A 14,872-nucleotide genomic window follows, 5' to 3' on the forward strand; every position below is an offset into this window, starting at 1 on the left:
CAACTATATTAACTTGCGATTTGCACGCAGCAGTTTAAATAATACATTCTGGTTTCACTCAAGACTCTATAAAATTTATTAAGATACCGAGAATTTTACCAACATTATTAATAAAATATTCGCTGGTGTCAATCTCGATCGCAATTCCTTCTAACTTGAAAAATTTCCAGATACTACCAGTTGTGACAACTCCATAAATTGTCTGAATGTCATTTTCTTGACGCTGGTTAAATATTTGTGCTGCGATCGTTTCTGCCATGCACTGTCCTAAGCCGGATTGGATGTTGTCATTTTTGGCTTCAACCAAGGCGATAACTGGGGATTCAATGACTAGCTGTTCCGGCGATCTGCTAATTAGAAAATCGCAATAACCGCTCAAACCCCTAGCAGCGTCTACATTGAATTCTCGACCGGAAAATAAACTCATCCGTTGTGGCAGCCGTTTTTTTATCTCAACTAATATTGGCGCGACAATTAGCTCGGAGCGAGCTTTCTCGGAATTAATTTCTAGTGCTAAAGGCAGATTGAATTGCAAAGTTTCTTGCAAAAAACTGCTTGGTTCTATTGCGGGAATGTCAGCAAACAAGCCCATCTTGCTCGAAAAGGCGATGCCGAAAGTTGCCTTAATTTGTTCTATGCTAAATTGACTGTAGGGCATTTAACTCCCTCTCTCAAAACAATAATTTTTTCAAACATCGCAGCCGGGGCGGGTTGATCTGATTCTACTACTTAAATTACAGATTTTAGGTGAACCCGCCTCTACAAATTTTTACAGTTCTGCTTTTGACAAACGATCGAGAGAAATTGTTGCCGCTTGAGATACTTGAGAATTGCTGTCTTTTTCTAAGTATTTTAAAGCCGAAACGCTCTTAACACTCGGCAAATTGCCCAAAGCTTCAGCCAGCCTCTGGCGAATCAGCCAATCTTCCGACTGAGCAAAATTGAGGATGCGATCGATCGCCCCAATTTCCTTAATTTCCCCCAAAGCCGAAATTGCCGCCTGCTGGATCACCACTTGCTCGCTGTCGAGAGCTTTCAGCAGCACATCGCGAGCCCGGGGATCTTTGAGATTCCCCAGAGAAACAGCAGCGCTGAACCGCACCAGCCATTGAGTATCTTCGTAAAAAGCGCGCACCAAAGCATCAAAAGCTCTGATATCTTCGAGATAGCCCAAAGCACCCGCAGCGTCAGCGCGAATGCCGTAATCCGGGTCAGTTTCTAGCAATTTGACTAGAATGGGATAGCACTCTGCTGTCGGTTTGACCCCAAGAGCAAACACAGCCATCGATCGCACTTGCAAACTTTCGTCGTTCAACACCTTTTTAATCAAAGGCACCGCCTCAGCAGCAGGCACATTCCGCAAGTTGGCCAAAGCCACCATTCGATCGGCGGAATTTTGGCTTTCTAACTTGGCTGCAATTTGCTCTAAGCTTAAAGTTGTCATTATGGATAAATCTTGTAGTAAAACTTTACATTCGGGTTATTTTGATTATAGGGGAGTCTCAGGGTAAAAGCAGGCCGTAAAAACCGCCCTGCGTATTTGAGATGAATGAGATTGCGGATTATTTCCATTAATCTGAAGCTCAGATTAATGGAAATAATCAATTAGAAAGTCTATTATTTAAGTCGCAAGCACAGGCGAGGTGTTACACTATATCGGATAATCCCTAGACTTTATTGTACAGTGCTTAACAAAGCAACAAAAAACTTTTCGTTTCTCCCCCCCCCAAAAATATGATTGTCGTTGAAAGGCATTACATAGACCGGCAGCATCAGTTTTTTAAACAGTTTGATGACTTATCTTTCCTGTCCAAAAATCTCTACAATCATGGTAACTATTACATGAGGCAAAACTTTTTTAACTCTGGGTCAAAAGTTGGCGCTGCCAGGAGTCTAAAACAGTTATATGCCATCCTAAAACCCACAGCCGACTATAAATCCTTACCTGCTAAAATTAGCAATCAAGTTCTCAAACAAGTTATTCACGATTGGGAGGCTTGGAAAAAGTCAATAAAGGCTTATTACCGAGATATCCATCAATTTTTATCCCCCCCCCGAATTCCCAAATACAAACATAAAACCTGTGGACGTAACTTGTTAATTTATGATAACCAATCGATAGGACAAAGGGGAAAAAATAAAAATAATGGGCTACTTCATTTATCTCAAAGTGACATAATAATTGCTACAAAAGCCCAAGATGTCATAGAGGTAAGGATAGTTCCTGCCACAGCGACCTACGTTGTTGAGGTTGTTTATGAAAAGCCTGTAACGTTGGTGGATTTAAACCCTCAACTCATAGCAGGTATAGATTTAGGGATTGATAACCTCGTCGCTTTAGCATCAAATAAGCCAACATTTACTCCTACTCTCTATGATGGAAAACATCTCAAATCAATCAATCAAGGTTTCAATAAGCGCCGAGCATTTTTACAGTCAAAACTTGAGAAAGGGAAATATACCACACCTCAAATCCAGCAAATCACCTTTAAGCGAAACAAGCGAGTTGAAAACTATCTTCATCAAACCAGCAGTTTGATAGTCAAGCAGTTGGTGAACGCTCAAATCGGGCAGTTAGTTATTGGCAAAAATGTGGGGTGGAAACAAAATTTACAATTAGGAAAAAAAACGAATCCGACGTTTGTAGCAATTACTCACGCCAAGCTCATAGAAATGATTACTTACAAAGCTGAGTTAGTGGGGATAAAGGTAACAGTTACAGAAGAATCTTATACAAGGAAGTGCAGCTTTTTGGATTTAGAGCCTGTCGGTAAGCAAGAGTCTTACCAGGGTAAGAGAGTTAAACGTGGGTTGTTTCGGTCGGGGAATGAAACGCTGATTAATGCTGATGTGAATGCAGCATTAAATATGATTATAAAAGTAAACGGAAACTCACCCTTTGAGGAGTGCAGCAACCGTATAGAGGTGTTTGCAGTTTCACCTGTACGGGTTTCACCTGTACGAAAAGAGCCACAAAAAATCCGGTAATGTCAAGTATTGCCCGGTTTTTTGTGAACTGTTTCTGCCGTTCCCTAAGGCTTTGCCCGATCGTTAGCCGCCCTCTGACAACCTGCAATCCACTATGCCGTTCTACCACCCACCCTTTTACTCCTCAGCCTTAGAACAAGCGATCGATCGCTACCCCCTCACTGCCGGGCCAGAAACTTCCTTAGCAGTGGCGATCGCGCTGATGAGTCAGTTGCAAAACAGTTGTCCCCTAGTCAAAACACCTGTACCCTCAGACCGGGGGGCGATGACCGAAACAGCCGCGCCGGAAAAGGTGCGGGCCCGCTGCGTGTTCGTCGTGCAGAACCAGCAGACTATTACCACAGGCAACTTATCCGACAACCCCAGCCGCGGACTGTTAATCGGCATATTAACTCCCGCCGACCTAGTGAGGCTGATAGCTTCTGGCACAATAGACAACCAGCACAAAGTAGCCCTGCACAAAATACCAATTTCCGAAGTGATGTCCCCGGTGTCGGTCTCCCTCACAGAATCCGATGACCAGGACGTGTTTACCGCTTTATCCTTATTTCGCCAGCACAAGATTCGCTATTTGCCGATCGTCAATCAATTTCGCCACTTGGTAGGAGTGCTGACACGGGAAAGAATTCGCCAAGTATTGCAGCCTTCAAACATTCTTAAATTGCGGCGGGTAGCAGAATTAATGACTACGCCAATTACAGCGCCCCACACCGCCTCGCTGCTGAGCATAACCGAACTGATGTCAGAGCATCAAGTCAGTTGCGTAGTGATTACAAAAAACAAAGAATTAACAATGGAGAAGCCCAAAGATGACTATACCTCCATTTTTCACTATTCCTTTCACCAACCCCTGGGAATTATTACCGAATATGACATTGTGCAGGCACAGTTTCTCGAACTAAATTTCAAGCAAACCCCAGCTCAAAAAGTCATGAGAACTCCCCTGCAATTTCTTCAACCTTCCGATTCCCTATGGACGGCGCACAAAGAAATGCAGCAGCAACAAGTGCAGCGGTTGGTCGTGTGCGGGGGGCGCGGAGAACTGTTGGGAATTATTACTCAGACCAGCTTGCTCAGAGTCCTCGACCCCACCGAAATGTACCGAGTTGTCAAACAGTTGCAGCAGTCGGTTTATCAATTGCAAGCCGAAAAAGTGGAACTGTTGCAAAGCCGCAATGCCAAACTGGAACAGCAGGTGCGGGAACGGACTGCAAAACTCCACGAACAATTGCAGCGCGATCGGCTGTTAACTCACATTTCCTTGCGGATTCACCAATCCTTAAACCTCGAAGAAATTCTCAACGCCAGCGTCGATGAAGTCCGCCAAGTTTTGCAAGCTGACCGAGTAGCCATCCTGCATTTAGAGTCCAGCAATTACGGCATTGTAGTGGCAGAATCCGTTGCCGAAAATTGGCCTTCAATCTTGGGAGAAATCATGCCGGATAATATTTGGCAAGAATCTGCTTCGGTGGTCGAACAGGAAATTTATGCGGTTCCAGACCTCGACCAAGCCAGTTTGAGCGCCGAAAAATATGCCCGGTTCCAGCAAGCGCAAATCAAAGCTTATTTGATTGTACCAATTTTGCAAGACGGCAATTTGTGGGGGATGATGTGTGTTCATCAGTGTTCCCAATCCCGTCAGTGGCAGCCTTCGGAAGTGGATTTGCTGCTGCAACTGGCAACTCAAATCGCGATCGCCATTCAGCAAGCCCAACTCTATCAGCAAGTCCAGAATCTCAACACCGACCTCGAACGCCAAGTCCAAGAACGCACCGCCGAATTGCAGCAAAAAGTTCACGAACTCCAGCATTTAAACGTCCTCAAGGATGAATTTCTCAGCACAGTTTCTCACGAACTGCGGACGCCTTTAGCTAATATAAAAATGGCTATTCATATGCTGCGAATTTCTCCCACACCAGATCGGCGCCAGATTTATCTAGAAATTTTAGAAACAGAATGTACTAGAGAAACAGATTTGATTAATGCTTTGCTAGATTTGCAGCGGCTCGAAGCTGCAACTTGTCCGATCGACCTCGAACCAGTAAACTTAGAAGTCTGGCTGCCTACTATTATCGACCCGTTTTACACCCGGGCCCACGACCGCCACCAGGATTTGCGAGTAGAGTGCGATCGCCACCTCCCCACGATCAGTTCCAACCGCGCTAGTTTGGGAAGAATTTTAGCCGAACTCCTCAACAATGCCTGCAAATATACTGCCAATGACGGCGAAATTTTTCTGAAAGTTGAGTGCAAAAACGGAGAGGGGGAACCAGGAGGACAAAGGACAAATTCCCGACAAGCAAGTGCTGTGGCTTCAGAAATCCAATTTACACTCAGCAATCAATCGTCCATTTCCATAGAGGAATTGCCTCGAATTTTTGAGAAATTTTATCGAGTTCCCAACGCCGATCCTTGGAAACAAGGAGGTACAGGTTTGGGTTTAGCTTTAGTTCAAAAACTTGTCGAACAGTTGCAAGGAAAAATTGAGGTTGAAAGCAGGAATGGCTGGACTAATTTTACCGTCACATTTCCTACCAATCCCGATGGAAATTAGTCCGCCATCAGTCAATTTGAGATTTTAGATTTTAGATTTTAGACTTCGGCCTAAGAGGTTCGGCGAGCGCGATCGTCAAGTCGCGCTCAGTCGAAAGATTTTAGATTTTCGATTTACTCCACAGACGAATCTGGGAGATTGAACAAGAGTCTAAAATTTTGGGATTTCCATGACTCCTGTCGGGGGCTTGTATCCTTTTTTTTGGAGGTCATCTTTGTTGGGTATCACTCTTTTTTAGGAGCTAGTTTGCGGATACGAGACGGTGCTGGTGTCAAATTCAAATATTCATTTTTATCTTCAACAACTGACGATCTCGATGCTGGATACTTCTTGCGTTTAGGGGCATGATTCGCAACTGTGCCCAAGCATGGTATGCCAAAATTTTCTAATTGACTGAAAACTTTTTTGACTACAGAAAAGGGGACTTGGTGAATTGCTACAACCATCAGTATGCCATCGGTGCGCGCCGCTAAAAAATTCGTATCTTTACTGTCCGCCAGCGGCGGCGTATCGTAGATAACTAAGTCAAATTTTGCCTGAAGTTCTTCCATTAAATACTGCATCTGAGATGATGCCAGCCGTCTGGCAGTACCAGGATTCGGGAGACCGGCAGTTAATACAAAAAGATTATCTGCTAGATGCGATCGTTGGATAATTTCATTGGGTTCGTTTTTATGGTCGAGCAAGTTGCTCAATCCCTTGACATTAGGCAGTTCCAACAGCAAGTGCAGGCTGGGGGAATGCAAATTAGCGTCTACTAACAGCACTCGCTGACCCGCCAGCGCTGCCACGTGAGCTAAGTTTAAAGCAACGGTAGATTTGCCTTCGCCAACTGTAGCCGAACCAATTGCCAAAGAGCTAATCGTTCGATTTGAAGAAAGAAAGCGGATATTAGTATAAAGAGAGTCAAAAGCTTCTATAAATTCCGCAGCCTTTTTCTTATTACCCTCTTTTCCTTCAAGATAAGCATAGGCATTAGCAATAGAAGGTGGCAATTTTCTAGCATTTTTGTCAAGAGGAATTGCTCCCAATAAAGGCGCTTCAACCCCATCTTTAACGTCATCAGCACAGTAGAAAATATTGCGGAACTTTTCAATGAGGATAGCAGCTCCCAGACCCAACACTAGCGCCCCAACAACTGCCATCACAAATTTGTTTTTAGCTTTCGTGGCAACTGGAATCAGGTTGCCCTTAGCATCTCGCGGTATCCGTGGTTCAGAAATTATTTCCCAAGGTACTTGGCTTTGAGCTGCTTGGACGCGCAGAGTTTCCCGCTGGCTTAAAAGTTGATCGCGGGTGCGGGCGGCTACTTCTAATTGCTGTTGCAGTTCGTTGTAGCGGCGGGCTATGGTGGGGAATTCTGTTGCTTGTCGGTTTAAATTGTTTTTAGTTTGGCTGATTGCCTGACGGCGAGCTTCTAAGACTTGAACTTGGTTAGCAGTATCAACCAATTGTTTAATCAAGCCTATGCGAATCGAATTTTGAAAATTCTGAACTTTAGAATTGGCTTGGGTGCCTACTAAATTTTGCCCCAAAATTCGATCAGTTTGCTGGTTGAGCAAAGCTACTAAATTTGCCCGCTTGCGCTCTAAAGCTTCCACTATAGGGTTAGCAGATTTAAAACGAGCTGTTTCTACAGCAATCTGACCTTCTACTTCCTTAACCTTGGTCAGCAACTCTTTATATTGAGGTTCTTCGCTTAAAGCGGAAGCGGCAATAGCTTCATTTGGTGTAAAATCTAATTGTTTTTGCAAGTTAGCGTACAGCGTTTTCTGTTCTTGCAGTAGCCTTTGAGTTTCTAACTCTAAAGTTTCTACGGTACGAACTTGCTCCATTAATTGCGCGCCTTGTTCTTGAGGATTGGTAATCTTTTGCTGCTCCTGTATCACCTGTAAATCCGATTTCAGCTTGTTTACGCGCTTATTGAGTCCCGGAAGCTGGTCTTCAATAAATTTAACACCTTCACCAATGCGAGTCTTGCGTTCGTCAAGACTGTACTTTAAATATTTCTTTTTAGTTTCTTGTAAAACGACCTCAACTAATTTAGGATCGGTCCCCATGAAGCGAACTTCCAAAATTTTAGTCATCGTCCTCTCATCTTCTCCCATCCGCAAAACGAGTAATCCTTTTTGAAGAATTTCCTCGGTAACTTCTGGATATCGTTTTTGGACTTGTTTAACAATAGCCGACAGCATCTGAGGACTCTGGAGAATTTGAAGTTGAGTTGCGTAGTCCAAACTAAAAAAATCTCGATTAGGCACTCCCCCCCCATCGCCGCGATTGGCTAGGGCAGAGGGGTCAGCAATTCTGGCCTCCGTTGTCACGGGTTCCACTAGCAGCCGAAAATCGCCTTGATATGTTTTCTTGCCTCCCTTGATCTGATAAACAGCTCCAGCGCCTACTAGACATATAATCCCAATAATGATTAGGGCTTGTCGCTGAAAAGTCCTCAACAACGGCTTTAGATTCAATCCTTTCTGAGGCTGCGCGCTTAACTCTTCTCCCTCGTCAACGGAAAATTGCTGCACCTGTCGGCTCTGGTTGCTAATGGGTACGATATGAGCGTCCTGTTCTCTTTCCATGTTGACCTCTTTGATATTGTGTAGGTAAAATCAGCTTTCTTCTGCGAGCCTTCGGGTTGATACTTTGAGCATTGGCTTAAGGATATCACACGAAATTATTGGTTGGTCGAGCCCACTTCCTTCTAATAGTTCTCACTACTTTCACATAGTATACAAAAATAACTAAATCCCTATGCTATGCCGGCGGCAAAAGTTGTTTTACAATTGCTGGAGAGTTATATCAGACTGCATTTGAGTCGGCTGCGTTGTGCTTGTATTTAGGGTTTCCGGGGGAGGAAGCCAACTTTTTCGGGTGTCGCTCAGCTTCGCGACAGGGGGCGCAATAACTTTACCAAACTTTTACAATTGACGGTAACACCTCAGCCGCCGCTTGCGCTGGTATTGGTTTGTCCTCTATGCCATTTTTCGTTTCGCAGTCAACGGCAGAAGCACTTGTTAACTTACGCGCTAACTGACCGGCTAAAAAGTTTTGCATTTCCCATGTAGATATAATTAGCCACATTCTGCAGATTTTTGGGAACGGCAACTAATCGAATCAATTTCCGATAAAAATCTGTTTCTTCTTTTAATTATAAACTTTTTGAGGAGTAGGATGAGTGATTAAGTTTATATACTTAGTTTATCGTGGTAATTATATCACATACTGAGCTCTTTAGTGCGCGACAGACATAAAATTTAATAATTTGTGTTCTCAAGCCCGATCGACATCTCGAACAACTCAAGCCTTCGCGGTTTTTCTACCGAGGCGGATGGCGCGGCGCGATTTATGTATTTTCGTAAAAAAACTAGGTTTCTGCATTCCGGGGCTATTACTAAAACTATCGCTTTGATTCGCCCTCCGAGCAAGCTATAGCAATCCTTTCGGGAAACGCGCAACGGGCTTTTTTGTGAATTAACCGATGCCATAAGAAGAGGACACACTGTTAAACAAAAAAAAGAGTTGGCACGTGATGGGAGGATTGCTATAGATATCGCCCGGATTAGCTATCAGTAGTTGTTGTTTTTGGATTTTACTACTTACCAACTACTCATTATTAGCGCTTACTGATTTTGTGCTTTTCTTTCTCGAAGTTTCAACAATATTTCTGCATGAACTTCGCGGGTTATGGGATAAAAATATGTAAGAATCATGCCAGCAATTAAAGCAATTGTGGGCAGCGGCCCGATCGCAAATCGAATCGCAAAGAGCGCAGAATCTGGCTGTACGGGTGCCTGCTGTCCCGGAACGGTAGATAGAAATCCAGCTCCTTCTAATGCTTGGCCTACCAACCACAAACCCCCTGCCAATCCGATTTTTTGCAGCAGTACCATAAACGAATAGAAAACGCCTTCGCGTCTTTCTCCTGTTTGCAGTTCGTCGAGTTCGATCACATCCGGTATCATCGACCAAGGTATTAGATAAGCCGTGGAAACTCCGACACCTGCCATGACTGCTAATAAGTACATCTGAAATACTTGTCCTGGTTGCAGGAAAAACAGTCCAGCTTGGGCAATAATCCACAAACTCATGCCCATAAAATATACGGCTTTTTTGCCGTATCTCTCGCTGACTTTACTCCAAACAAATAGCATGATTAATGCAGTGCCTTGAACTGCGATCGCAACCAAGCTAAAAACGTACTGTGGCTGTTGCATCCAGTTAACAACAAAGTAGGGAATAATAGTAGCAGTCAACTGCACTCCCAGCCAAGAAAAAAGATAAATTCCAATGACGTACAAAAAAGGGCGATTGCTAAATGCAATCTGCAACTGTTCTTTCAGTGGCAAAGATGTAGAATTATCTAGTTCGGCGTTTTCTAATAGTTGGGCTGCGACGTGCTTGCGAGTTCCCAAAACGCACCAGTACAAAGGCAAGACAGAGATAACTGCACTGATTGCACCTAATACTAAATATTGTTGATTCGGGTTCTTTTCAAATACAGCAAAGATAATTAGAGCTAAGATTAATGAAAAGATGCTGCCGCCAATTGAGAAAGCAAATCGAAAACTATTAAGGCTAGTGCGTTCGTTGTAGTCTTGAGTAAGTTCTGGAGTCAGGGCAGTGTAGGGAAGATTGACAGCCGTGTAGGCGGTGTTGAACAAAATGCTGATCGCAACATAGTACCAAAATAACACTGTGTGATCCGTGCTAGGTACAATCCACTGCAAGAAGAAGAATATGCCGAAGGGAATGCCACCATATATTATCCAAGGATATCGGCGGCCCCAAGGGTGAGAAGTGCGATCGCTCAAAACCCCCACAATCGGGTCATTTATGGCATCCCAAACCTTGCCAACTACCAAAATATTACTGGCTAAGCCGGCCGGTAAACCAGCGACATTGGTAAAGAAAACTAGGAGGTAAAATGCCAAAACATTAGCGGTAATTGCCGGGCCGAGGTCGCCGGCACCGTAAGCTAATTTTGTTGAGAGGCTGAGTTTTTTTGTTTTGGGGTTGTCGGCGGCTGGTCGAGGCCCGGAAGTGTTGCTCATAAACTTTGATGTCGGGATTTTTTGGCAGTCACAGTCTTTCCAGTAGGAGTATAACTCGCGCTACGCCCTAATACTAAGTTTTTTGTAGCGATCGGGATTATTCTGAAGACTGGGTAATTGGTAATTGGTAATTGATAGATTTGTTGGGGCGGGTTCACCAACAATAATCGCCCCAAAACAAACAATCTCAAAAACCCGCCCCAACCCAACTTTCCAAGCCAAATGTACGTTCAGATTTACGGTGGGGTGGGGGCGGGTTTATATGAATTGTCGGTCATTGTTATGTATGGTTTGTGAACCCGCCCCTACAACGTTGTGGTAATTCGAGCGATATCAATATACACAATACCCGTAGATACCGTAGCAGCTACGCACCATACAAGGGGATGGTTTTAGCCGAAATATCGATCGGTAGCTAAAGATATCCATAAACCCGCCGCCCACAGACTTAAGGAAATAGTTGCGAAATCTGAACTTCTATTTCTGGAAAGGCCAGCATTGACAAAACATCATCTTCATTAAATACTGTTTCTTGTCGGTAGTTTGCCTCGCCCGGTTCGCGAAAAACATAAACTTGCCGCGTGTTAACATCAAGTATCCAATAATCACTAATTCCCGCCTTAGCATAAGCCGGTGCTTTCCGCTTGCGGTCTGTTTCTAAAGTCGTGTCAGCTATTTCTATTAATAAGAAAATATTGTCTGGTGCGGGATGAAAATCTTGGTACAGCCGAGGGTCAATTTGCACTACAGCAATATCCGGTTCTGGTTCTGAATTTATACTTAGAGTAACCGGGTCTTGGATGCGAATTAAAGCAAGTCCTGCCAGCAGATTTTTGAGATAGTCGGCTGCACAGAGGTTAGTTGCTGCGTGCGGAGGGTTTTTTGCACTCATTGAAATAATTTGCCCGTCAATTAATTCGACTCGTTCATCGGGATTGAGAATGCCAGTTTCGGTCATGCGGCGGTATTCGTCTACAGTCCACAAGCGTAAATCTGTTACAGTCATGGCACCATTTCCTTTGGCGATATTATCTATAGTCCTAGAGGCCGAAACCGCAGGGCGGTTTCATTTTCTTGTAGGGGCAAACCCCCCGTGGTTGCCCCGATGCCTGAAATGTCCATGAAATCATCTGTGGGTGGGGGCGGGCACGGGGGCACCGCCCCTACAAAAGCCTGGTTTTGCGTAGGGGCAATCCCCCCGTGGTTGCCCCGAAACAGCCCTGGCCGAAACCGGGTTTTTTATCAAAATACTCGATGAGAGACTTTAACAATGGTAAAAAATCCGGTTTCTTTGGTAGAGTCCCGGACTACTTTAAATCCAAAATCCCCAATCTAAAATCCCAAACTAAAATTGCTATGTCAGCAATCTAGATTTAGCTGTAATTGCTCCCACACACCACAAAATGGCATTGACAATTTCCGATCGCTGAATATCTTCTGCGTCTAAAAAACTTGCAAACTCTTCCTCAATATTCAAATGGTCTGCAAAATCATAAAGTATGCGCTTGTATTCAGTTGGCATCGGTATTAAAGTAGCTTTCACTAAATCGAAAAGCGCGTTCAAACAGTTGAGGATAGTAGCTGACTCGTCAAAATCTTCGGCATCGAGCAAGTACAGCGTTTCTGCAATGTCGCAAATAGCGTCTATTTGTGTGGGTGGCTTTCCCAGTTTGCTGACATCGATATTGCACAATTGGAGAGCGTTAATCGCTAGTTCTGGACGGGTAAAAAATACAAGTTGACCGCCCGCTACTAAGGGCGGCTCTTGTTCTCCATAGACAATTAGAGTATATAGATTTGGTATTTCGGTGCCGGGGTCGATCCGAAAACCGAACAGCCACAACAATTTTTCTGTATTTGGGTTCGCTGTTTGCAGTGTTGTTGGGAAATCTTTTGGTTCGGACATGAATTTTTAATCCCTATAATACGCTCTTAAACTCGGTTTCTACGCATTTTTTTTGTTTTGGTGAGAAATCTACAGAGAAACCGGGTTTATAAGGCAAGAGTGCGTAATCTTTTTCCTATAAATTTTGCTGAATTATGGCGTAGCATTCGGCAACTGTTGCTCTTTCTTCCATTGCTGCTACTAGGGCTTCGTAAGCTGATTTGTGGCTTTCGAGCAGGTTTTTTGCTCGCAGCAAACCCCAGTTTTGTTTAAGTTGAATCTCGGAACTGGGACGGCGCAGTTGTGTTAAAATTGCACTAATTTTGGTGCGGTCTTCTGCTCCTCCTTGTGCGCTGCCGTAAACAAATTTTTCGGCGACTATTCCGGCCATCCACACGGTACAATATTGGTCTAAAAGTTGGGCAGAAAGAGTGCCACTTTGGAGTTGAGATGCTAATTGCTCGTCTTCAAATCGGACGCCGCCTTGGGCTGTTTGACCTTGTTTAAATGCTTCCCAAGCGTTGAGGGCGTAGCTGGTTACGGGAATTCCCAACAGGTACGCGACTAGGAAGTGTCCGGCTTCGTGGTGAAGGATACGATCGCGCTTTTGTTTGGAAGTTCCCCCCAGCCAATCTAATAAAATAGTACCGCCTTGACCTTGCCACTGGAAACTGTCAAGGGTGGCTAGCCCCAATAGGCAAAAAGTGGCGATCGCAGGTACGGCTTCTGGCAAGTTGAATAGGGGCCCCAACAATATTGAAACGGTGATGGCAAAGATAGAAATAGCGATAATATTCAAAGAAGTGTCTTTCATAATGGGGAATGGGTAACTGGGAATTGGTAATGGGTAATTTGTAATAGGGAATTGGTAATGGGAATGGGTTTTAGAGGTAAACTCAGGTACGATCGCGCGATCGGTTTGGCAGCGTCGGGTCGATCGCAGCAGCCGGGACTTCCGACAAAAACACCACTTTCCAGTTTGACTGAAAATTGTCCCTCCGAAGCCACCGATATTAAAAAGATATTAAAATAAATCAAAGTCCAGTAAAAGTGTTAGTGGAATCCTTCATGTCAGTTTTGGCAGCGATCGCAGTTTTAGGTATCTTGATTGTCGTTCACGAACTCGGCCACTTCCTGGCGGCGAGACTTCAACATATCCACGTCAACCGCTTCTCTATCGGTTTCGGGCCCATCCTCTGGAAGTACCAAGGCCCGGAAACTGAATACGCCCTCCGCGCCTTTCCCCTGGGAGGTTTCGTGGGTTTCCCGGACGACGATCCAGACAGTACAATTCCCCCAAATGACCCGAATTTGCTCAAAAATCGCCCCGTGCTCGATCGGGCGATCGTCATTAGCGCAGGGGTAGTTGCCAACTTAATTTTTGCTTATTTCCTGCTGGTGGTGCAATTGAGCACTGTCGGCGCTGCACAAATGAACTACCTACCGGGAGTTAAAGTCCCGGAAGTCGCCGCAGAAGTCAGTTCGGCCGCCAAACAAGCGGGAATTCGATCGGGCGACGTTGTTCTGTCTGTTGACGGCAAGGAATTGGGCGCTTCCGGCGAAGCAGTCAAATTATTGGTCGCAGCAATCCAAGATCATCCCAACCAACCCCTAGCGTTGGAAATTCAGCGCCAAGAACAAAAATTTGTGGTGACAGTAACTCCTGAAGAGTCGCCCGACGGCAAAGGTCGCATTGGCGTGCAGCTAACTTCTAACGGCACTGTGGTGCGGCAGAGGGCCGGATTTGTAGAGGCGTTTAGCAAGGCCGCCAAAGAATTTGAGCGGATTGTGGTGCTGACGGTTCAAGGTTTCGGGCAGTTACTTAGCAATTTCAGCCAGACTGCCGACAAGTTGTCCGGGCCTGTGGCGATTGTGGCGATTGGTGCAGGGATTGCCAAATCGGATGCTGCGAGTTTGTTTCAGTATGCGGTGTTAATTAGCATCAATTTGGCTGTGATTAATATCTTGCCTTTACCTGCTTTGGACGGCGGTCAGCTAGCTTTTCTGTTAATAGAAGGACTGCGGGGCAAGCCTCTGCCGAACCGCATTCAGGAAAATGTCATGCAGACTGGTTTGGTGTTGTTGCTGGGTTTGGGAATTTTCTTGATTATTCGCGATACAGCTAATTTGGCTGGGATAGATTTTCGATTTTTGATGCAATAGTAAAGGAAGAAGGAAGAAGGAAGAAGGAAGTTCGGCAACGGATTCTGTAACGGATGTAACGGATGTAACGGATGTAACGGATTTCAGGAAGAAGGAAGAAGGAAGAATTATGTCTAGTTTTCCGTTTTCCTATTTTCCTATTTTTCCATCTTCTTTTTTTCCTAAGCAAGCGAGGCAGAGCCTCTGGTTATGGGTTCCCCGGTCGTGCCTGGGAACCACTTAAAAACA

Annotated in this window: 12 protein-coding genes; 4 read left to right on the forward strand and 8 right to left on the reverse strand. The window is 44.7% G+C overall.

Features of this window, described 5'->3' with window-relative positions; translation table 11 throughout:
* Positions 1-58: 58 nt before the first annotated feature.
* The gene (locus QUB04_RS13715) at positions 59-658 is read right to left on the reverse strand and encodes a hypothetical protein (protein ID WP_333284991.1); all 600 of its coding nucleotides are present in this window, start codon (positions 656-658) and stop codon (positions 59-61) included.
* A gap of 111 nt (positions 659-769) precedes the next feature.
* Positions 770-1,444 (reverse strand): HEAT repeat domain-containing protein, encoded by a 675-nt coding sequence (locus QUB04_RS13720; protein WP_333284993.1) that lies wholly within the window; start codon positions 1,442-1,444, stop codon positions 770-772.
* Positions 1,445-1,734: 290 nt separating this feature from the next.
* On the opposite strand from QUB04_RS13720, the gene QUB04_RS13725 reads away from it, so the two are divergent.
* A complete protein-coding gene (locus QUB04_RS13725) occupies positions 1,735-2,988 on the forward strand; it encodes a transposase (protein WP_333284995.1) in 1,254 nt (417 codons plus the stop codon).
* 94 nt (positions 2,989-3,082) lie between these two features.
* Positions 3,083-5,542 carry a CBS domain-containing protein gene (locus QUB04_RS13730; protein WP_333284997.1) on the forward strand — a complete coding sequence of 820 codons (2,460 nt, stop codon included), beginning with the start codon at positions 3,083-3,085 and terminating at the stop codon, positions 5,540-5,542.
* A 224-nt stretch (positions 5,543-5,766) separates the two neighbouring features.
* Here QUB04_RS13730 and QUB04_RS13735 read toward each other — a convergent pair whose 3' ends face one another.
* The 6 genes from QUB04_RS13735 to QUB04_RS13760 form a co-directional block, all read right to left on the reverse strand.
* Entirely contained in the window at positions 5,767-8,124 is a 2,358-nt protein-coding gene (locus tag QUB04_RS13735; RefSeq protein WP_333284999.1) for a polysaccharide biosynthesis tyrosine autokinase, read from the reverse strand.
* A gap of 328 nt (positions 8,125-8,452) precedes the next feature.
* A complete protein-coding gene (locus tag QUB04_RS13740; RefSeq protein WP_333285001.1) occupies positions 8,453-8,626 on the reverse strand; it encodes a hypothetical protein in 174 nt (57 codons plus the stop codon).
* Between the two features lie 539 nt (positions 8,627-9,165).
* Positions 9,166-10,596: an MFS transporter gene (locus tag QUB04_RS13745; protein ID WP_333285003.1), complete on the reverse strand. Its 1,431-nt coding sequence runs from the start codon at positions 10,594-10,596 to the stop codon at positions 9,166-9,168.
* Positions 10,597-11,044: 448 nt separating this feature from the next.
* A complete protein-coding gene (locus tag QUB04_RS13750; RefSeq protein WP_333285005.1) occupies positions 11,045-11,602 on the reverse strand; it encodes a Uma2 family endonuclease in 558 nt (185 codons plus the stop codon).
* A 348-nt stretch (positions 11,603-11,950) separates the two neighbouring features.
* Positions 11,951-12,502 carry a hypothetical protein gene (locus tag QUB04_RS13755; RefSeq protein ID WP_333285007.1) on the reverse strand — a complete coding sequence of 184 codons (552 nt, stop codon included), beginning with the start codon at positions 12,500-12,502 and terminating at the stop codon, positions 11,951-11,953.
* A gap of 115 nt (positions 12,503-12,617) precedes the next feature.
* Entirely contained in the window at positions 12,618-13,295 is a 678-nt protein-coding gene (locus QUB04_RS13760; RefSeq protein WP_333285009.1) for an ATP-dependent Zn protease, read from the reverse strand.
* A gap of 57 nt (positions 13,296-13,352) precedes the next feature.
* Between QUB04_RS13760 and QUB04_RS13765 the strand changes: the two genes are divergently transcribed.
* Together QUB04_RS13765 and rseP are read left to right on the forward strand one after the other, a co-directional pair.
* Positions 13,353-13,514, forward strand: coding sequence for a hypothetical protein (locus QUB04_RS13765; RefSeq protein ID WP_333285011.1), 162 nt, complete (start codon positions 13,353-13,355; stop codon positions 13,512-13,514).
* Between the two features lie 35 nt (positions 13,515-13,549).
* Entirely contained in the window at positions 13,550-14,644 is a 1,095-nt protein-coding gene (gene rseP / locus QUB04_RS13770) for an RIP metalloprotease RseP (RefSeq protein ID WP_333285013.1), read from the forward strand.
* Positions 14,645-14,872 lie beyond the last annotated feature (228 nt).

The organism is Microcoleus sp. D2_18a_B4 (assembly GCF_036702475.1).
GTDB lineage: Bacteria > Cyanobacteriota > Cyanobacteriia > Cyanobacteriales > Microcoleaceae > Microcoleus.